The 20,120-nt window shown below is 34.2% G+C and carries 19 protein-coding genes and 1 tRNA gene; 7 read left to right on the forward strand and 13 right to left on the reverse strand.

Features of this window, described 5'->3' with window-relative positions:
* Positions 1-6 precede the first annotated feature (6 nt).
* Together FBFL15_RS02015 and tyrS are read left to right on the forward strand one after the other, a co-directional pair.
* Positions 7-1,143, forward strand: coding sequence for an aminotransferase class I/II-fold pyridoxal phosphate-dependent enzyme (locus tag FBFL15_RS02015; protein ID WP_014083007.1), 1,137 nt, complete (start codon positions 7-9; stop codon positions 1,141-1,143).
* A 456-nt stretch (positions 1,144-1,599) separates the two neighbouring features.
* Positions 1,600-2,895 carry a tyrosine--tRNA ligase gene (gene tyrS, locus FBFL15_RS02020; RefSeq protein ID WP_014083008.1) on the forward strand — a complete coding sequence of 432 codons (1,296 nt, stop codon included), beginning with the start codon at positions 1,600-1,602 and terminating at the stop codon, positions 2,893-2,895.
* Positions 2,896-3,011: 116 nt separating this feature from the next.
* On the opposite strand, the gene FBFL15_RS02025 is transcribed toward tyrS, so the two are convergent.
* Both FBFL15_RS02025 and FBFL15_RS02030 read right to left on the reverse strand, forming a co-directional pair.
* On the reverse strand, positions 3,012-3,644 hold the full coding sequence (locus tag FBFL15_RS02025; RefSeq protein ID WP_014083009.1) for a polysaccharide deacetylase family protein: 633 nt from the start codon (positions 3,642-3,644) through the stop codon (positions 3,012-3,014).
* 355 nt (positions 3,645-3,999) lie between these two features.
* Complete coding sequence (locus tag FBFL15_RS02030) at positions 4,000-5,394, reverse strand: trypsin-like peptidase domain-containing protein (RefSeq protein ID WP_014083010.1); 1,395 nt, start codon at positions 5,392-5,394, stop codon at positions 4,000-4,002.
* A gap of 301 nt (positions 5,395-5,695) precedes the next feature.
* Between FBFL15_RS02030 and dapF the strand changes: the two genes are divergently transcribed.
* From dapF to FBFL15_RS02050, 4 genes are all read left to right on the forward strand, one after another.
* Positions 5,696-6,481: a diaminopimelate epimerase gene (gene dapF / locus FBFL15_RS02035; protein WP_014083011.1), complete on the forward strand. Its 786-nt coding sequence runs from the start codon at positions 5,696-5,698 to the stop codon at positions 6,479-6,481.
* A complete protein-coding gene (locus FBFL15_RS02040) occupies positions 6,478-7,005 on the forward strand; it encodes a GNAT family N-acetyltransferase (protein ID WP_014083012.1) in 528 nt (175 codons plus the stop codon). The genes dapF and FBFL15_RS02040 overlap by 4 nt, the downstream gene beginning before the upstream one ends.
* A gap of 12 nt (positions 7,006-7,017) precedes the next feature.
* Positions 7,018-8,055 (forward strand): endolytic transglycosylase MltG, encoded by a 1,038-nt coding sequence (gene mltG / locus FBFL15_RS02045; protein ID WP_014083013.1) that lies wholly within the window; start codon positions 7,018-7,020, stop codon positions 8,053-8,055.
* A gap of 269 nt (positions 8,056-8,324) precedes the next feature.
* Positions 8,325-8,960 carry a hypothetical protein gene (locus FBFL15_RS02050; protein ID WP_014083014.1) on the forward strand — a complete coding sequence of 212 codons (636 nt, stop codon included), beginning with the start codon at positions 8,325-8,327 and terminating at the stop codon, positions 8,958-8,960.
* 143 nt (positions 8,961-9,103) lie between these two features.
* Here the strand turns inward: FBFL15_RS02050 and FBFL15_RS02055 are convergent.
* The 6 genes from FBFL15_RS02055 to idi all read right to left on the reverse strand — a co-directional run bounded on the left by FBFL15_RS02055 (position 9,104) and on the right by idi (position 12,003).
* Positions 9,104-9,177, reverse strand: a tRNA-Thr gene (locus FBFL15_RS02055).
* A gap of 81 nt (positions 9,178-9,258) precedes the next feature.
* On the reverse strand, positions 9,259-9,525 hold the full coding sequence (locus FBFL15_RS02060; protein ID WP_014083015.1) for a hypothetical protein: 267 nt from the start codon (positions 9,523-9,525) through the stop codon (positions 9,259-9,261).
* A gap of 63 nt (positions 9,526-9,588) precedes the next feature.
* Positions 9,589-10,548: a type I phosphomannose isomerase catalytic subunit gene (locus tag FBFL15_RS02065; protein ID WP_014083016.1), complete on the reverse strand. Its 960-nt coding sequence runs from the start codon at positions 10,546-10,548 to the stop codon at positions 9,589-9,591.
* Between the two features lie 66 nt (positions 10,549-10,614).
* Positions 10,615-11,067 (reverse strand): peroxiredoxin, encoded by a 453-nt coding sequence (locus FBFL15_RS02070; protein ID WP_014083017.1) that lies wholly within the window; start codon positions 11,065-11,067, stop codon positions 10,615-10,617.
* A gap of 1 nt (position 11,068) precedes the next feature.
* A complete protein-coding gene (locus tag FBFL15_RS02075) occupies positions 11,069-11,479 on the reverse strand; it encodes a 6-pyruvoyl trahydropterin synthase family protein (RefSeq protein WP_014083018.1) in 411 nt (136 codons plus the stop codon).
* On the reverse strand, positions 11,476-12,003 hold the full coding sequence (idi, locus tag FBFL15_RS02080) for an isopentenyl-diphosphate Delta-isomerase (protein WP_014083019.1): 528 nt from the start codon (positions 12,001-12,003) through the stop codon (positions 11,476-11,478). The genes FBFL15_RS02075 and idi overlap by 4 nt, the downstream gene beginning before the upstream one ends.
* Before the next feature lie 274 nt (positions 12,004-12,277).
* Between idi and FBFL15_RS15655 the strand changes: the two genes are divergently transcribed.
* Positions 12,278-13,261, forward strand: coding sequence for a bifunctional methionine sulfoxide reductase B/A protein (locus FBFL15_RS15655; protein WP_231847483.1), 984 nt, complete (start codon positions 12,278-12,280; stop codon positions 13,259-13,261).
* A 357-nt stretch (positions 13,262-13,618) separates the two neighbouring features.
* Here the strand turns inward: FBFL15_RS15655 and FBFL15_RS02090 are convergent, their stop codons facing one another.
* From FBFL15_RS02090 to FBFL15_RS02110, 5 genes are all read right to left on the reverse strand, one after another.
* Entirely contained in the window at positions 13,619-14,188 is a 570-nt protein-coding gene (locus tag FBFL15_RS02090) for a hypothetical protein (protein WP_014083021.1), read from the reverse strand.
* A gap of 469 nt (positions 14,189-14,657) precedes the next feature.
* A complete protein-coding gene (locus tag FBFL15_RS02095) occupies positions 14,658-15,350 on the reverse strand; it encodes a hypothetical protein (RefSeq protein WP_014083022.1) in 693 nt (230 codons plus the stop codon).
* 393 nt (positions 15,351-15,743) lie between these two features.
* Entirely contained in the window at positions 15,744-16,808 is a 1,065-nt protein-coding gene (locus FBFL15_RS02100) for a hypothetical protein (RefSeq protein WP_014083023.1), read from the reverse strand.
* A gap of 392 nt (positions 16,809-17,200) precedes the next feature.
* On the reverse strand, positions 17,201-17,830 hold the full coding sequence (locus FBFL15_RS02105; RefSeq protein ID WP_014083024.1) for an SMI1/KNR4 family protein: 630 nt from the start codon (positions 17,828-17,830) through the stop codon (positions 17,201-17,203).
* Between the two features lie 865 nt (positions 17,831-18,695).
* Complete coding sequence (locus tag FBFL15_RS02110; RefSeq protein ID WP_014083025.1) at positions 18,696-20,090, reverse strand: dipeptidase; 1,395 nt, start codon at positions 20,088-20,090, stop codon at positions 18,696-18,698.
* Between the last annotated feature and the right edge of the window lie 30 nt (positions 20,091-20,120).

Raw genomic sequence — 20,120 nt, forward strand, 5'->3', positions numbered from 1 at the left:
TATGACATGAAATTTCCAGAAAAATTAGCTCAAAAAATAGCCCAAAGAGTTCAAAAAAATGCTTTGAGAACTTTGCAATCTCATAACAACGGAATTGATTTTGCAACAAACGATTATTTAGGATTGTGCCAAAGTTCACTTCTTTTTGATCAGGTTCATACATTTTTGATTAGTCAAAATATTAAAAAAAATGGTGCTACGGGTTCCAGATTACTTACAGGAAATAGCCCTTTGTATGAAGCAACGGAACAATTTATTGCACAATTTCATCAGGTAGAAGCCGCTTTGATTTTCAATTCTGGCTATGATGCCAATGTAGGTTTTTTTAGTAGTGTACCACAAAAAGGCGATGTCATTTTGTTTGACGAATTCATTCATGCTTCTATTCGAGATGGTATTGCAATTTCGTTTGCAAAATCTTATAAATTTAAACACAACGATTGTGATGATTTAGAACGACTGTTGCTACAGAATCAAAATACCACCGTTTATGTTGTTACAGAAAGTGTGTTTTCTATGGATGGCGATACTCCAAATTTACAAAACATGGCTGCCATAGTTGCCAAACACAAGGCTTATTTTGTGATAGACGAGGCACATGCTCTTGGTGTTTTTGGAACAAAAGGGGTAGGGTTGGTTCAAAACTTAGGGCTAGAGCATACCGTTTTTGCTAGAATTATGACCTTTGGCAAAGGACTAGGATGCCATGGGGCAGCCATTTTGGGCAGCCATCAACTCAAGCAATATTTGGTAAATTTTGCCCGTAGTTTGATATATACCACGGGGCTTTCGCCACATGCCGTTGCCACTATTTTGATGGCTTACCAATATTTGGACAAACAGCCAAATGAGTTGGCCCTTTTAAGGCAAAACATTTTGTATTTCAATCAACAAAAACAGCAAACGGGGCTCAAACCCATGTTTATATATAGCAAATCGGCTATTCATTCAATTGTAATTCCAGGTAACGACATGGTTAGGAATATCGCAACAAACTTACAAAATAAAGGGTTCAACATCAAAGCTATTTTGTCGCCCACCGTGCCAGAAGGACAAGAACGGCTGCGGTTTTGTATTCATGCGTACAATACTTTCGACGACATAGATACCGTTTTGCATACATTAAGCCAATGTATTTTTTGAGTAAAAACCAATCATAAAATGGTGGTAATTGGTTTATATACAGCAGTTTTTTTGTTTGGAAAAACACAGAACATATTTGAAAATAATACCAAATATACATATAAAATAGTCCAATCTACTTGTTCTTTTTTGCTAAAATCATTCAAAAAAAATAGTTCCGTAGCCCAGCTATGCAACGATTTTTTTTGAAAATTTTTTCTAAAAAATAACTACGCATCTTTGGACTATTTTATAAATATATTTGGTATAACTTATTTATAAATATATTTGGTATTAAAAATTTGATAAAAATGAAGTGCAATTATTACTATATTACGGATAATTAAACGACATGGTACCCAAGATGCCTTTTTGATATTTTCGATTTTCAATTTTACGACAATTATCTTATATTTGCCATCTTTATTTTTATTTACAAATAAAATAAAGCAATACCGTAATCAACATATCTTATAAATGAAAAATTTAATTGCAGAATTACAATGGCGAGGCTTGGTTCATGATATTATGCCAGGAACCGAAGAACAACTTTGTAAAGAAATGACAGCAACCTACATTGGCTTTGATCCAACTTCTGATTCTTTACATATTGGCAGTTTAGTTCCTATCATATTATTGGTACATTTAGAAAAATTTGGACACAAACCCATCGCACTTGTTGGTGGAGCCACAGGCATGATTGGCGATCCGTCTGGAAAATCTGCCGAACGAAATTTGCTCGACGAAGCTACTTTACAACATAATGTACAAGGGATAAAAAATGTATTGTCTCGGTTTTTAAATTTCGATTCTCACTCTGCAAATGCACCACTTTTGGTAAACAATTACGATTGGATGAAAGATTTGTCGTTTATCAATTTTGCTCGGGATGTTGGCAAAAGAATTACAGTAAATTACATGATGGCAAAAGACTCCGTAAAAAAACGTTTGGCTGGAGAAGGCGAAGGAATGTCTTTTACAGAATTTACCTATCAATTAATTCAAGGGTATGATTTTTATCATTTGCACAAAACCCATCAATGTTTGCTCCAAATGGGAGGGTCGGACCAATGGGGGAATATTACAACAGGTACCGAGTTAGTCCGAAGAATGAACCCCGAAGGTGCCAAGGCTTTTGCCATGACTTGCCCCTTGATTACCAAAGCCGATGGTTCGAAATTTGGCAAATCTGAAGGTGGCAACGTATGGCTTACCGCCGATAAAACTTCGGTGTATAAATTTTACCAATTTTGGCTCAATACTACCGATATTGATGCAGAAAAATACATCAAAATTTTTACTTTTTTGGACGAAAATACCATTCAAAATCTCATTGCAAGTCATCATGAAGCACCTCATTTACGTGTTTTACAAAAAAAATTAGCCGAAGAAATTACCATTTTTGTTCACGGACAAGACGCTTTAAACAAAGCCATAAACGCCTCGGCTATTTTATTCGGAAACGCTTCCTACGATGACTTGAATGCGTTAGACGAAGCAACGTTTTTAGAAGTGTTTGAAGGGGTACCTCAGGCCGAAATTGACTTAAATGAATTGCAAGCGGGCATTCAAATTGTTGCGGTGTTGAATGAAAAAACAGGATTTTTTAAATCTAATGGCGAAGCCCGTAGAGCTTTAACTGCAAACGCTATTGCGGTTAATAAAGTGAAAGTAAAAGAAGACTTTGTATTAACTCAACATCATTTGATAAATCATCGTTTTATTTTGCTTCAAAGCGGCAAAAAAAATTATTTTATCATTAGAGCGGTTTAATTTTTTTTATAATAAAATAAAACCAACCATAACAAAGGTTTGACACTTTTGTTGGTTGGTTTTTTTTGGGTCTAATAATATTTAACATTTGATGCCAAAACAACAAAATTTTGAAGTCAAGTGTATAAGATTTCTTTAAATACAAATCCTTGTAACGATAATTGTTCTAGCACTTTTGGAAGGATGACAGACAAGTTTTGGAAGGCTTTTTGACTGTCATGAAATACAATAATACTACCCGATTCCGTATTTTGAACTACATTTTGCAAACATTTTTCGGGAGGGGTACTTGCATCATAATCCACACTCAATACATCCCACATAATTATTTTGTACCCTTTTTTTTGAATCCAATGGGCTTGAAAAGGATTTATTTTGCCATAAGGAGGTCTAAAAAGCTTGGTTTTTTGAGGCAATGTTTGCTCGCATTGTTCAACATCGTTACAATACATTGTTGTTTTGCACTTAAATCCGTTCAAATGGTTGTGGGTGTGGTTGCCTATTTGATGGCCTTCTGCAATGATTCTGCTTACTATTTCTGGATATAAATCGGCATTTTTACCTACACAAAAAAAGGTAGCCTTTGCGTTGTATGTTGCCAATTGATCTAAAACCCAAGGGGTAATTTCTGGCGTTGGACCATCGTCAAAGGTTAAAAAAATGTGATTATATTGGTTTGGAATGTCCCAAATCCAGCCTCGCAACAAGCGCTTGATCCATCGATTGGTTTTGACCCAAAAAAACGACATTTTTTATTTTTATTAATTAAAAAAAAGTAACATGTATCTTCCAAACACGTTACAAAAATACACATTATATTTTGAAATAGTCTCAATAACACCAAATATATTTATAAAATAGTCCAAAGATGCGTAGTTATTTTTTAGAAAAAATTTTCAAAAAAACCGTTGCATAGCTGGGCTACGGAACTATTTTTTTGACTCATTTTAGCAAAAAAGAACAAGTGGATTGGACTATTTTATATGTATATTAGGTATAAATTAGGTGTAAAATTTGAAAAAGGTTGCAGCTTGTTTGCCCAAAATAAAAAAAGCCTCTTTATTGTATAGCAATAAGAGGCTTTTTTATTCATTTAACAATGTATTAAATGATAACTCGAACTACTTGCCCTGTGTTTGTAAGGAGTTCTATTTGAGCACTTTGATTGTCGTTTTTGTTAGAAATAATTCTCGAAACTGTTTCAATATCTGTTGCCTTTACATTGTCGATACTTAAAATGATACCGCCTTTTAAGTCGTTGGTATAATCATTCAAACGGTCGTTGTTGATGTTTTTAATTTTTACCCCATAATTTATTCGAAATTTCTTTTTATCTATCGAATCAATATTTTCTAATTCAATGCCTTTAAATTCTGTAATTAGGGCATCATTTTTTGTTAAAACAACAGGTAGGGTAATGGTTTTTTCGTTTCTAATTACGGTAACTTGCACGGTATCGTTTGGTCGTTTGGTACTAATGTAGCCAGAAAGTTCTGCAAACGAATTGATGTTTTGACTGTCAAGCTTGATAATCACGTCGCCTTTGGTTAAACCCGCTTTTTCGGCACCCGAATTTTGAGTTACTTTTTTGATATAAAAACCTTGCGAGGCCTTGATTCCTAATTCTTTAGAGGCATTTCCTGAAAGCTCGTTGCCCTCTACCCCCAAAATACCTCTTTGAACATTACCAAACTCCATAATGTCTTCTATAATTTTTCGTGCAATGTTTGAGGGCACCGCAAACGAATAGCCAATATAGGAACCCGTTTGAGACGATATCATGGTATTGATGCCAATGAGCTCTCCCCGAGTGTTCACTAAAGCACCACCGCTATTGCCCGGATTTACTGCAGCATCTGTTTGCAAAAAGGATTGTATGCCATTGGTGTCTAAATTTCGAGCTTTTGCCGAAATAATTCCTGCGGTAACCGTTGATGTCAAATTGTATGGATTCCCCACGGCCAGTACCCACTCGCCAACTTTTACTTGATCCGAATCGCTAAAGGTTGAATAGGGCAATTTTTCGTCGGCATTGATTTTTAGCAAAGCAATGTCCATTTTTGAATCGGTACCAATAAGTTTTGCCTTATAATTTTTTTTGTTATTAAGGGTAATTTCAATTTCGTCCGCATCTTTGATCACATGGTTGTTGGTAACAATGTAGCCATCCTCCGAAATAATAACTCCAGATCCCGTGCCAACTTGCTCTTGTTGAGGCAACGTGCCACCCCTAGAACCATAGAAAAACTCCATTATTGGATTGCTCAACGTAACTCTCGATACATTTTTTACGTGTACTACCGAATGAACGGCTTTGTCTGCGGCAGTTGTAAAATCAATACCCTCTGCACCAAAACCCACTTGATGCTGCATTCCATTTGAACTCGAAGTAACAATGGAATTTGATGGTGCTTTGGTTTCGAAAATCAATTGATAAGCCCCTAAAGTGGTTGCCCCACTTAATAACGACACCAAAAATAAACTCGAAAATTTTCTCATAATGATTACTATTTAATTGTTATTACTGAATATGTTATTTTAACTGATTAGTATTTTTTTATTTTATCAAAACAACGTAAACTTCATTTTTTTCAACAAAATTAAAAATAAATACTTGTCTGAAAAAATGCTTTAACGCTCGTTTAACAATCTTTAACTTAACTTTAATAAAACCGAGATTTTGAATAAAAAAATGCAAGAAATTCTTTTTTTATGTTAAATAAAATACAATTCAATAAAAAAGCAAAAGTTTTGAAAAAAAGTTTAACTTTGTGCTTTCAAACAATCAAAAACAATTGAAATGTTACTACAATTTTTTAAATATCAAGGTACTGGAAATGATTTTGTGATGATAGACAACAGAAATTTAATATTTCCAAAAGACAATACCCATTTTATAGCCCAATTGTGTAATAGAAAATTTGGCATTGGTGCTGATGGCTTACTGTTGTTAGAAAACGAAGTTGGCGTAGATTTTAAAATGGTATATTACAATGCCGACGGCAACGAAAGTACCATGTGTGGTAATGGAGGTAGGTGTTTGGTTGCTTTTGCAAAACAACTCGGGGTAATACAAAACAAAACCACCTTTATGGCCATCGATGGGGTGCATCATGCTACTATCGACGAAAATCATGGGGTTTCTTTGCAAATGATTGATGTAGATGATATTACAATTTCTGATGATTATGTGTTTTTAAATACAGGTTCGCCACATCATGTAACCCTTGTAGATCAATTGAAAAATTACAACGTAAAACAAGTAGGGGCAACCATTCGTAACAGTAGTTTGTATGGAAAAGAAGGCAGTAACATCAATTTTGTTGCTCAAATTTCTGAAAATCATTTTGCCATTCGTACTTATGAAAGGGGCGTTGAAGACGAAACATTGTCCTGTGGCACGGGAGCAACGGCCGTGGCACTAGCTATGAATGTACTTCAAAAAACCAGCAGCAACCTGGTTGATATAGATGTAGAAGGAGGAAAACTCCAAATCGCTTTTGATAGAAATGGCAACGAGTTTACCAATATTTTTTTAAAAGGTCCCGCACAATTTGTTTTTGAAGGCCAAATTGCGTTGCCATGATCACACTATCAGGACAACGAATCTATTTGAGAGCATTAGAACCCGAAGATTTATTATTTGTTTACGAAATTGAAAACGACGAAAACATTTTGGAAGTTAGCAATACCAACACCCCATACAGCAAATATTTAATCAAACAATACTTGCAAAATGCACATCAAGATTTATTTGAAGCCAAACAATTGAGATTAGCCATTTGTTTACAAAACAATTTTAAGGCCATTGGATTGATAGATTTGTTCGACTACGACCCCCGAAACCAACGAGCAGGAATAGGAATTGTAATCAAGGAACAAACCCACCATCAAATGGGCTACGGCACAGAGGCTTTGGGATTACTTATAAATTATACTTTCAAAAAACTGCATTTGAAACAACTATTTGCAAACATTAATCCAGAAAACCTTGCTAGTATCACACTTTTTCATAAATTTGGCTTTCAATTAATAGGCACCAAAAAACAATGGAATTTGATTAATGGTGTATATAAAGACGAAAATTTGTACCAACTCATCAACTTTTAAAAATCGACTATTTTGAACAAAAAGAAATTAACCATTTGGGGGCTTTGTATAGCCATACCCTTGCTGCTTTTGAGTATTTATTTGTATAGCCAATTGTTTGCATCAAACACCAATTTTTCTGAAAAAGAAATATACATCAAAATACCAACCAATGCCACCTACCAACAAGCCAAGCAAATTATAGCACCTTATTTGAAAAATGTGGCTCAGTTTGAAGCCATTGCTCAAAAACGTTCCTATCCAGAACACGTAAAAGCAGGACGGTTTTTAATTCAAAACAATATGGGAAACTGGGCTATTGTTACAGCGCTTCGCAAAAATGTTGCGGTCAAATTAGCCTTTAATAATCAAGAAAGATTAGAAGATTTAGTGGGCAGGGTAAGTCATCAAATTGAAGCCGATAGTACTGCGTTGCTCAACACCATCAAAGACCCTGGGTTTTTGCAACAAAATGGCTTTACGCCAGACAATGTTTTGGTTATGTTTATTCCAAATACTTATGAAATGTATTGGAACACTTCGGCCGAGAAATTTAGAGATAAAATGATTAAAGAATACCACAAGTATTGGACAAAAGACCGTATTGCAAAAGCACAACAACAACAATTAACACCTATACAAGCCACTATTTTGGCCTCTATTGTGCATAAAGAATCTGTTAAAAAAGACGAACGACCTCGAATTGCAGCTGTTTATTTGAATCGACTAAAACTTGAAATGCCATTGCAGGCAGATCCTACCGTCATTTTTGCATTGAAAAAAAATGCAAACGATTTTGATCAAGTCATCAAAAGGGTTTTATATGACGATTTGAAAATGGCATCGCCTTACAACACCTATTTGAACTTAGGTTTGCCACCGGGTCCCATTGCCATGCCCGATATTACTGCACTAGAAGCCGTTTTGAACCCCGAAAAAAATGATTATTTGTTTTTTTGTGCCAGTGTTAGTCGTTTTGGCTATCATGAGTTTGCAACAACACTTGCCGAACACGATGTTAATAGAAAAAAATATACCGATTGGGTATCCAGTAAAGGCATCAATAGATAGTCTTGGAACTCTTTTTCAGGTTAAAAAATATAGATTTTTTCTTATTAATAAATGAGCAAAAACATTTGTTTTAACATTTATTTAACATATTTGAAACCCTTCTATTTTGAGGCAAAAGTCAGCAAAATAAAAGGGTTTCAAAACTTTTGAAAAGGCAAATTTGGGTTTTAGAAAACTTTAACTATTTGAAATTCAGATTTGTATTTTTTTTGAGTATCTTTGTGCCGTAGAAATTTCATCATGTGACAGGTTTTGAAGAAATCAAATTTATGTTAAAAAAATGGATATTTTATAGTAGTTTACTATTAATTATTGGCTTTATTAGTTTGAGTTTTAAACCTTTTAATTTGAACGAACACGCCCTTTGTCAGGACAACCAAGATGTTGTTTTTGACTACATGTTCCCTTCTCCTGAACCTAAAAGTTATGTGCCAAGTACAGTGCCATACAAAGGCAAATTTTTTATAGGTTTCAAAGAAGCCATTGGCTTGAAAGAATCGCAAGGCCAATACCACTTAATCAACACCCTTGGTTATATGGGCAAATACCAATTTGGAATACATACATTGAAAACAATAGGTATTCATGACAGCACCCTATTTATGAACTCGCCAAAACTACAAGAAAAGGCTTTTGATGCCCTCATCAAACGAAATAAATGGGAACTTAGATCTGAAATTCAAAAATATTCTGGAAAAATTATTAGCGGAGTCAAAATTACAGAATCTGGCATTTTAGCAGCAGCCCATCTTGGTGGAGCCGGCTCTGTAAAGCAGTTTTTAAAATCAAATGGAAGCAGAAAATGCAAGGATCAGTACGGAACTTCTATCAAGCATTATATGAAATCGTTTGGTGGTTATGATACAAAAGGTATTGTAGCCGATAGAAATGCAAGAGTAAAATAATACCAAGTATGATGATTATTTATATGTATATTTGGTATTAAATATAGTTGTTATAAAAAAAGCCTTTGAAACAACTTCAAAGGCTTTTTTTTATGAATGAATAAAAAAAACCACCATTAAAAAATGATGGTTTTTATACACAGAGCCGATAGAGGGACTCGAACCCACGACCTGCTGATTACAAATCAGCTGCTCTAGCCAACTGAGCTACACCGGCGTTGTTGTTTTACGAGTGCAAATATAAGACTGTTTTTTATTTTTCCAAAACATTTTTGCACTTTTTTTTCAAAAAAAACAATTACAAATCGTTGATTTTGCTAATGATTTGATTTGCAACTTGTTCCAATTCTACATTGATTTGTTTGAAATGGGCTTTCTTATTTTCAACATTTTTTGCATTAACTTTTGTAATTAATTGATCAAATGCTGCAATAGCCTCGTCAATCAAAGCATTGGTAGTTTCGGTTGGTTTTCCTGTAGAAGTGATTTCGTATAAATAAACTGCTTCAATAATATCTCCTAATACGTAATTGATGTCTTTCTTTAAATTTTTTACGTTTGCCATTTTTATATTTGTTTTTTGTTAATTTCGGTGCAAAAATACGGATAAACTTTTGATTTATAACTATTAAACATAAATTTCTAATAAGGTTGCTTGTCCTTCGATTATAAAATCTTCAAAAAGGGCAGGTATAAGTATGGTATCGCCCATTTTGTAGTGGTCTTTTTGATGGGTACTGTGTATCCAAAAATGGCCAGACACACACATATACACCCTAAAAGTGGTGGGTTTTTGTGGCATTTGCAATCGACCATTTAATTCAATAACATTTGTTGTAAAATAAGGGCAATGCACAGCTAAATTAGGTGTGTTTGCTGTTTTTGAATAATATTTTTGAGTGTCTATTTTATTATAATTAATGGCTTCTAAGGCTAAGGCAGTATGCAACTCTCTTTTTGTGCCGTCAGCTTCTAATCTGTCAAAATCGTATATTCTGTATGTAATGTCTGATGTTTGTTGAATTTCAGCTATCAAAATTCCTGCACCAATTGCATGTACAGTACCAGCTTCTAAAAAATAAATATCGCCTTGCTTTACTTGATGGGTATTGAGTAGGGCTTCTAAATGATGGTTGTTTAATTGTTCTAAAAAGGATTCGGGGGTTATGGTTTCTTTAAAACCAGCCACTATTTGTGCGTTTTCCTCGGCTTGCACTACATACCACATTTCGGTTTTTCCATAACAATGGTGTCGTTTTTGTGCCAAATCATCGTTTGGGTGTACTTGGATAGACAATTTTTTTTGTGCATCTAAAAATTTAAACAACAATGGAAATCGAACTCCAAATTGTGCTACTACTTGTGTTCCTAAAATTTCATTAGGGTATTGGGCAATTACTTCGTTGAGGTTTTGATTTTGAAAAAAACCATTAGAAATGACACTTACACTTTCTGCAACAGTCGAAATTTCCCAACTTTCACCAACTTGATCGGTAGAAATGGGTTTGTTTAAAATCGTTTTTAATTGCTGTCCTCCCCAAATTCGTTCTTTGAAAATGGGATAAAAGGTAATCGGGTATAAATTCATGTGGCAAAGATAACAAAACTTTATGGGAAGTAATATTGAATTAACATATAGAAATTCAAAAAAAATTTAAACTTCGTTTTGCAATAGGGCTAATGATTGTTCCACATGTTTGGAAGCCATCATGTGGTCTATAACCGCTACGATGAGGCCTTGCTTGTTTACGATATAAGTAGTTCTGCCTGGTATAAAAAACAAATCGTTGGCTACACCAAACAAGTTTCGGAGTTCTTGTTTGGTGTCAGACAATAAAATAAAAGGCAATTGGTATTTGTTTTTGAAATTTGCATGCGATTCGATAGAATCCGAACTGATACCAATCACTTCAGCACCTAGCAATTTAAAATCTTCATATTGATCTCTAAGTCCACAAGCTTGTGCCGTGCATCCTGGGGTGTAATCTTTGGGATAAAAATAAATAACTACTGGCTTTTTTCCAATAATTTCTTGGCTGTCAAACACGCTTCCGTCTATGTTTTGAGACAAAAAATGTGGTACGCTATCTCCTTTTTTTAATGCCATTTTATGATCCTTTATAAGTTACAAAATTGCGATTGGTTTCATATAATTGTATTTCCAACAAATGTGCTGGGTCTATATAAGGGCGTAATTTATTCCAAATCACAACGGCAATATGCTCTGCGGTGGGATTTAAATGTTCAAATTCGGGCACATCCAAATTCAAGTTCCGATGATCAAAAGCTTCTTCTATATGAATTTTAATTAAATCGGCCAATATTTTGACATCAATTACAAAACCCGTTTCTGGATTTACAGCTCCCGTTACCGACACAATGAGTTCGTAATTGTGTCCGTGAAAATGAGGATTATTGCATTTGCCAAATACAGCATCATTTTGTTGCATCGACCAGTCTTTGCGATACAATCTGTGGGCAGCATTAAAATGGGCCTTTCTCGATACAGTTACAATCATAAGGTATGGGCTTCTAAATAATGATCAAATTCGTCAAAAATAATTTTAAACCATACAGTGTAATCCTCTGGATGCAAAGCCATATCGTGTTTGATAGCATGGATGCTCATCCACTTCCACGAAGCTACTTCGTCTGGGTTTATGTTGGGGGTTTGTTGGTATGTACCAATCAAAACATGGTCTAGTTCGTGTTCTGTAAGGCCATTATCAAAAGGTGCTTTGTATATAAAATGAAACAACTCTTTCAAATCGGTTTCAATACCCATTTCTTCAAACAAGCGTCTTTTGCCTGCTTGAATGTTGGTTTCGTTTTCTCGCTGATGACTACAACAAGTGTTGGTCCATAACAAGGGCGAATGGTATTTGTGTGCTGCCCTTTGTTGTAGCATGATCTCCTTTTGATTATTCAATATAAAAACCGAAAAAGCCCTATGCAAAACACCTTTTTCGTGTGCCTCTAGCTTGTTCATTAATCCAATTGGTTCATCATTTTCTGAAACCAAAATTACTTGTTCTTCCTTCATAATGTATTTTAAACGTTTCAAAAGTACAAAAAAAATATGAGTTACCATTATTTTTTCTGATATCAACAAGCGTTAAACTTTCCTTAAAACGCTTATTTTGTTAGATAGCTAACATTTTTATCTCATACAATTCGTTATCTTTGGCTTTATTAAAAATGGTTTAAAAATTATGAAAATCTATCTTAATGGTTTCAAGTACATCGTTTTAGCGTGTTTTTTTTGCTTACAAGCCTGTGGTCAAAAACAAAATAATAGTTATTCTAATCCTCAATCTATGAAAAACAAAATTCAAAAACCCGAAAACCCTATTTATTCAAACACCGACACCCAAAAAGTTGAACTCACAGATGCAGAATGGCAAAAAATATTGTCGCCCGATTTGTATGCTGTTGCTCGAAAAGCAGATACTGAAAGGGCTTTTACGGGTAGTATGTGGAGCTCCGAAACCAAAGGTACCTATTATTGTGCTGCTTGTGGGCACCCATTATTCAAATCGGATCAAAAATTTACGAGCTCGTGTGGCTGGCCTAGTTTTTTTGAACAAGAAAACCCCAATAGTATTATTTTTAAACCCGATAATTCTTACGGAATGCAACGGATAGAAGCTTTATGTGGTAGGTGTGATAGCCATCTGGGGCATCTTTTTGACGATGGTCCAAAACTAACTGGCAAACGGTATTGCATGAATGCCATTTCGTTGGATTTTGTTCCAGACGAAGCACAAAACCATCAAACTATTGTTTTGGGTGGTGGATGTTATTGGTGTGTAGAGGCTGTTTATCAACGCTTGAAAGGGGTAGAAAAAGTAGAATCGGGATTTGCTGGGGGGCATGTCGAAAATCCTTCTTATGAAGCGGTGTGTACTGGTACTACTGGCGCTGCTGAAGTGGTAGCAATTACTTTTAACCCTGCCGAGACCAACCTCAACGACATTTTTAAAGTCTTTTTTACGGTACACGACCCAACGACCCTAAACCGCCAAGGTGCCGATGTGGGCACTCAATACCGATCGGTTATTTTTTATAAAAATGATACTGAAAAAAATACCGCAATGGAATTGATTAACAAATTGAATGCGGCCCATGTTTTTGACAACGAAATTGTTACCACCCTCGAGCCTTTTAAACAATTTTATAAAGCCAAAAAAGAACATCAAAATTATTATAACAACAATCAAATGCAGCCATATTGTAGCATGGTGATTCAACCTAAAATAGAAAAATTTGAAAAAATATTTAAAGAGCAATTAAAAAAATAAAATTTTGAATACATGTAAAAAAAGCTGTCTATAATATACTGATAGCTTTTTTTTTGATACCTATTGGGTGCTCAATTCCAAATAGAAAACCCATTAGCATTCCTATATTTTGGGCGTTATCACAAGGGGAGGGCTATCGGTTTCAAACAACTTTCATTGAACATCAAAAGAAATGAAATTTTGTGAAATAATTTTTTTTTTGGCAGCTAAATCCTCAAAAAAGGATTTCCACTACTATCCCTAACGCAAACTGCAGTAAATAGTAGTATTCAGCCACTCATTGCCCGGCTTGCAGCCGCAACGAAAGGCTAGCTGTTTGGCAGAAGCCTTTTTAGGTCTTAAAATAATTTTATGACTTTAGTTTGAATAACAGTTTGTTTCATAATCTTTTATCAATTCTATAACACCTTCTTCGCCATTAATTTTCAATTCTTTACCCTCAACTTTTTTTATTGTAATTGGACAATCAGTAATTTCTCGATTAATTACTTTTTTAGATATGAGTCTGCTTAATCCCATTGCTTCCATATATGAAATTTTGCCACTGTTAGGTCGTACAATAATATAGAAATTTATTGATGTGTAACCAGATTTTATGAAACGATATAATTTCAGTTTGTTTTTATATATCGGTTGAGCGAAAAATTTATTATCCAAACTTTCATAATTATAATTTTTGTCTTCATATTTAAAACTAAATGAATTTACTTCTGATGGAAGTAATTCTTTTTTATTTCCATCTTTATCACTTATAACCAATTTTTCTTGCAGTTTATAGTTTAATTCGACTCTTGAGAAAAAATTCATTTTCAATTCAACATTTTTTAAAGTGTCATTCTGTTTTGTTACAATTTCTAAATCTGTAACTTGTGAATAAGAATTGTTAATTCCTAAAATAATTGCAATAATAAGCGTTACTTTTTTCATTTTCTGATTTTCGATTTTTTCAGTTAATATTTCGCCCAACGTCAGTCTGTGAAAAAACTGTCGTTAAATATTTTTCAAAAATAATAAAAAAATAAAATAAAATAGTGTTTTTTATTATTATTTTTTGTACATTTAACCATGCAACATATTCAAGGAATTTCTGATAAACGTGCGAAGGAATTTGTGTGGCAGTGGCAAGTTACGTTATCCCACCTGCAAGGTTTCCAAAACCTTGTAGGTGTAAATAAATAGATATAAAAAAGAGGAACCAAATCCACTTAAAATTCTAACAAAAAACTTTTCGATAAACCCATAAGGGGTGTGCATGTAATCGGTTTAGTTCAACACGAGTTTAACTATTAAACAATATTTTTTAGAGGTATTCGTTGATTACAATTCATTGCTCGGCTTGCAGCCGCAACGAAAGGCTAGCTGTTAAAGGGCGTTTTTCTTTGTCCGCCTAATGTTTTCATTTACAAAATTCCCACCATTTTTTCTCAGTTTGCTTGTCCCAAAGTGTGTTTTTACTTGCTGAAAATCCTGTTCCTTTGTCTTCCGAAACTGTTACCCAAAGTTTTGATTTCTTTTCTTCTTCGGTTCGTAAATCTTCGTATTCGTAATGACCAATTTCGTCTTGCTCACCTGTCAAAATAATTTTCTTTGTTTCAAGCCAATAAATGACTTGTTTAATACACTCTTCAAGTTCGGGTGAAAAACTGTCCAAGAGTTCTTTTTGTTGTTCGCTTGTTAATTCGTCGTAAGTGTCAGCAGTAGTATTATTTACCCTTGGCACTTCAACCGCAAGTCCAATTCCAATTCCAAGGTCTTGGAAAAAGTTATAACCTTTACAATACAGGTCGTAAAACTCCATCAGAATATATGGAAGTCGGTCGGTCTTTTGCTTCGCTTCATTTAGAAGTTCAAGCATTTTGTATGTTTCAAATTCTCCATGGTCAATATGCTTTTTTAGCAAGTTCCAAAGGTCATATTTTGCACTACTTTTCTTAAAACTTAAAGAAATTAAGTCAAGATAGTCGTTAGAGTTCAAATACTTTTCAAGTTCTTTGTCGGCATACAACCACTGTTCAAAGTCGTCAAGTGAAATTTCGCCTTTGATTGTCTTGTAAAATCTTTCTTTTATGTCTTGCGGTAGTGTCGTCATTTAAAATGCCCTATAACGTCAGTCTGTGAAAAAACTTGCCGTTTAATATTTTTTCAAAAATAATAAAAAACTATGAAATAAAATAGTTTTTTTTACCCTAACCCACCTCAAAACATCGTTTTACAGCCCACATTATTTGGCAACAAAATAATGCTGCTTAAAAATAACCCTTTCGCAAATGGCTTCTATTACATTCAAAAACCAGCGTTTTTTTGGTTTTTTGGATAATAAACAGGGTTTTTTCACAGCCTGACGTTTGGCAGCTTCAAGAAGTGGCGATGAACCAAGACCAAGCCTTCACAAATATACTAAAACTTTTAATTAAAAACCTTTCCATTTTCTGATAAATCCCGTGCCTCGCCATTTCTTGAAACCGCTGTTACCAGCTGGCATTTATTCTTTATGAATTAACCAATTACTAACACTTCTTCTGCAAAGTTGCATTGCTTCAGCATGTTTTATATTTAGTGCTTCTGTTTTGTCCGTGAAATCCCAATCTAAAAAATTATCGCCTGATAACAAGAATCCAGTATGAGTAATTTGAGATCTTATAGAATAAATTTTATTATAAAGTTTTTTCGCATCTATACTACTCGCAACATATTTAAACAAAAATTCTCTAAATTTTGCAGAAATACCCCATATTGGTTTTCCGCACTTATTACAAGAATGGCTTGATATTTTGACTGACTTACAATCGTTACATTCAAATTCTATTTTGTCATTTCTAAACTCATAATTTACAAGTGTTTCTATACATGAAACAAAAGAAAAGAAAGATAGACTTTTCATTGTTTTGAAAAGGTCTAATCCATTTGTAAATTGATGAAGCGAAGAATTGAAAATTTTCTTTTCTTCATTAGTAAGTGAAAAATACTTTTCTAACACTCTGTCAATATTCTCAGGAAAATCAACTTTTTTTTTATCACCATACATTGGCTCATACCAATAATAATCTATTCGAGGAATTAACTTAATTTTTTCAAATTCGGGATTGCTAAAAGTACTTATTTGAAGGTCATTGCTCATATTCTTATAATAATATAATTGCCCTGACCATTTACTAGATGAATTATTTATTTCTTCTCTATTTTCCTCGTTAATTTCCTCTGGAATTTGAATTCCCCAAGACATAACTACATTGCGATAAAAGAAAAATCTAAAATTTGATATAGTTGAAAGTAAATTTGTAAGCTCGATTAATTTATTGGTTTGATGGCTTGTTTTTGAAATCATCTCATTTAGGCTTTCATCGTCTTTTCCATCAAATGCTTTAACTTCTTTAACTTCTTCTTCTTCATATTGATATTCGATAATCAATGGAAAATGCTTTGAATTTTTTGACATTGGAGCATTTTCAATATTAAGCGGATAAATTTGAAACTCATCTTTGTAACGATAAATTCCAGTAACTTCTACTTGGGAGAAAATGATATTTTTAATGTATTTTATTGCCATGAGTTTCGGTATGCTTGCTGGTAACGTCAGTCTGTGAAAAAACTGCCGTTAAATATTTTTCAAAAATAATAAAAAAATAAAATAAAATAGTGTTTTTTATTATTATTTTTTCACCCAAACCCACCTCAAACATCGTTTTACAGCCACATTATTTGGCAACAAAATAATGCTGCTTAAAAATAACCCTTTCGCAAATGGCTTCTATTACATTCAAAAACCAGCGTTTTTTTGGTTTTTTGGATAATAAACAGGGTTTTTTCACAGCCTGACGTGTCGCCGCTTAACGAAGTTGCGGATTTTCAACACTTTTGATTACAAATATAAACAAAATTTAGTTTCAAAAATTACCAATTCTGATTAATCCCAAACCCCGCAATTTCGTGAAACGGCTGTTAGCTGATGTTTTTTTCTTTTAGTGATATGTCTAGCCATAGTTCATACCAACCTAAAAATGTAATTTTATCTGTTATGTCAAAATATGGGTCAGGAAATATTCCATTCTCGTTTACTCTGTCATCTACCCAAATATTTCCTTTTTCTTTTCCGTTTACCACGATATTCATTCTTACACCACAACCGAAATTTGATATTCTTAAAAGTCCACTCACGAATTTATTGTCATAATAATTTTTATTTTTTTGTTCTTCAATTTCTTCAAAATTGTCATCATTCATTTCCTCAAACTCTATATTCCAATGTTCTGTAAACGGAAATGGTTTTGACAAGTCAATTAAATCTTTTCCATCTATGTAGTCTAAATCAACTTCTCTTCCATTTTCAAGTAGTTCAAGTCCGTAATATGGCCCTGCACCTCCATTTCCAACATACAAAAGAAATTCTCTATATTCTTCAGGTAGTGTAATTTGATTTTCGTTTTCAAATTTTATTAATTCTTCTTCCGTTTTGGTTGGATTTAGGTTGTATTCGTGAGTGTCTGAACCAAATATTTCATAATCTTGGTCAGCTTCTTTAAGTCGATTTAGTTTTTCTTTAATTCGAGATATTTGTTCTTCAAATTTCATTTTGTCCGGTGTATTTGTAAAATATCAGCTAACTAGTAGATATACGAAAGTTATTGCGTTTTTAACATTCTATATCCACTTCACAAAAGTACAAACAAAAAAAATACTTTGCAACTTTTTTATAAAAAAGCCACATGAATAAATATTATCGTAAAACAAACGTATCATTACAACTTATTTATTTTCAAAAAAGTGCCAGCAGTTTGTTGCTGTATGTTCAGGGTTACTCTTTTGGGAGTCTAACTGAAAGTCGCCCTTGGGCTATGGATGAAAGATTGCTACATTTTTTGTAGGTCATCTTGTTTTTGAAAAAAAAGCTGCTTGAATAGGGTTTGTTAAAAATGGTTTGCTAACTTTAATTTATTTTAAATGTAAAATTTAATTTTGCTTTTATCACTCGTTTATCCACTACAAACATAAAACTATTTTTTTATTTCTGAAAACTATTTTTACATTTATTTTGTTCCAATACCAAGTAGAAAGTTAGAGATACGAAGTTAGAGGTACGAGGTTAGAAATTAGAAGCAAGAAGTTAGAAGCAAGAAATTAAAAGCGGGAAAACGAAAAGCAAGAAGTTTGAAAAAGTCTTTGGTGAATGGAGACTGACTATTGGAGGTTGCCCGCATGAGGGATTATAGCAAGGCACCGTGTGCTCGTGATAGCCCGACGGCAAAAAAAGGAAGCCCCGCCTGAAGGGTTTGGGGCGTGGGGGCTTTCTTTTTTTTGGCGGCATGCCCTTGTGTGGATGGTTCTTTTTTGCTAAAATGTGTCAAAAAAAATAGTTCCGTAGCCCAGCTATGCAACGATTTTTTTTAATTTTATCTAAAAAACAACTTCGCATTTTTGGACTATTTTATATGGATATTTAGGTGTTTAGACTCAAATCTACAAAATATTTGTAAAACAAAGGGATGGTTTCAATTCCTTTTAAATAATTGAAAATACCAAAATGCTCGTTTGGCGAATGTATGGCATCAGAATCGAGCCCAAATCCCATGAGTATGGTTTTGCTTTTTAGTTCTTTTTCAAATAATGCTACAATTGGAATGCTGCCTCCCGACCTCACGGGTATGGCTGGCACCCCAAAGGTTTCGGTATATGCCTTGTTGGCTGCTTGATAGCCTATGCTGTCTATTGGGGTTACGTAGCCTTGCCCCCCGTGGTGTGGGGTAACTTTTACTTGTACTGCGGCTGGTGCTAGGCTTTCAAAATGTTTGCTAAACATTTCTGTTATAGTTTCCCAATCCTGATGGGGTACTAATCGCATAGAAATTTTGGCAAAAGCTTTGCTTGGTATTACGGTTTTGGCTCCTTCGCCCGTATAGCCTCCCCAAATGCCATTAACGTCAAGAGTGGGTCTTATGGCATTTCGCTCGTTGGTTACATAGCCTTTTTCGCCATATACATCGGCAATGTCTAGGGCTTTTTTGTAGTTTTCTAATTCAAAAGGAGCTTTGGCCATTTCGGCTCTTTCGGCTGCTGATAATTCTACAACTTCGTCATAAAATCCAGGGATGGTTACTTTTTGGTCTTCATCATGAAGCGAGGCTATCATTTTGGTTAATACATTGATAGGATTGGCCACGGCTCCTCCATAAAGTCCAGAATGTAAGTCTCTATTGGGGCCTGTAACTTCAACTTCTACATAACTAAGGCCTCTAAGTCCTGTGGTAATAGAGGGTTGTTCGTTGGAAATCATGCCTGTGTCGGAAATCAGGATAACATCGTTGGCTAATTTTTCTTGGTTTCGAGATACAAACCAGCTCAAACTTTTGGACCCAATTTCTTCCTCGCCCTCTATCATAAACTTGACATTACAAGGCAAAGTTTGGGTTTGTATCATGAGTTCAAATGCTTTTACGTGCATATACATTTGGCCTTTATCATCGCAAGCACCTCTGGCAAAAATAGCACCTTGAGGGTGGAGGGTGGTTTTTTTGATAACGGGTTCAAAAGGAGGCGACGTCCAAAGTTCCATAGGATCTGGAGGTTGTACATCGTAATGGCCATATACTAAAACGGTGGGTAAATTTTTATCGATGATTTTTTCGCCATAAACAATGGGATAACCAGGAGTATCGCATAATTCAACAAAATCACAACCAGCGTTTTCGAGGCTTTTTTTTACGGCATCGGCAGTATGCAATACGTCGGTGGCATAAGCGGTATCGGCACTTACAGAGGGGATTTTGAGCAATTCGATCAGTTCGTCAATAAAACGTTGTTGGTGTTTATCGACATAATTTTTGATATGATTCATGGGTTTTAAATTTTTGAGATACCAAAAATA

Origin of the sequence: Flavobacterium branchiophilum FL-15 (genome assembly GCF_000253275.1) — a bacterium.
In the GTDB taxonomy this organism is placed as follows: domain Bacteria; phylum Bacteroidota; class Bacteroidia; order Flavobacteriales; family Flavobacteriaceae; genus Flavobacterium; species Flavobacterium branchiophilum.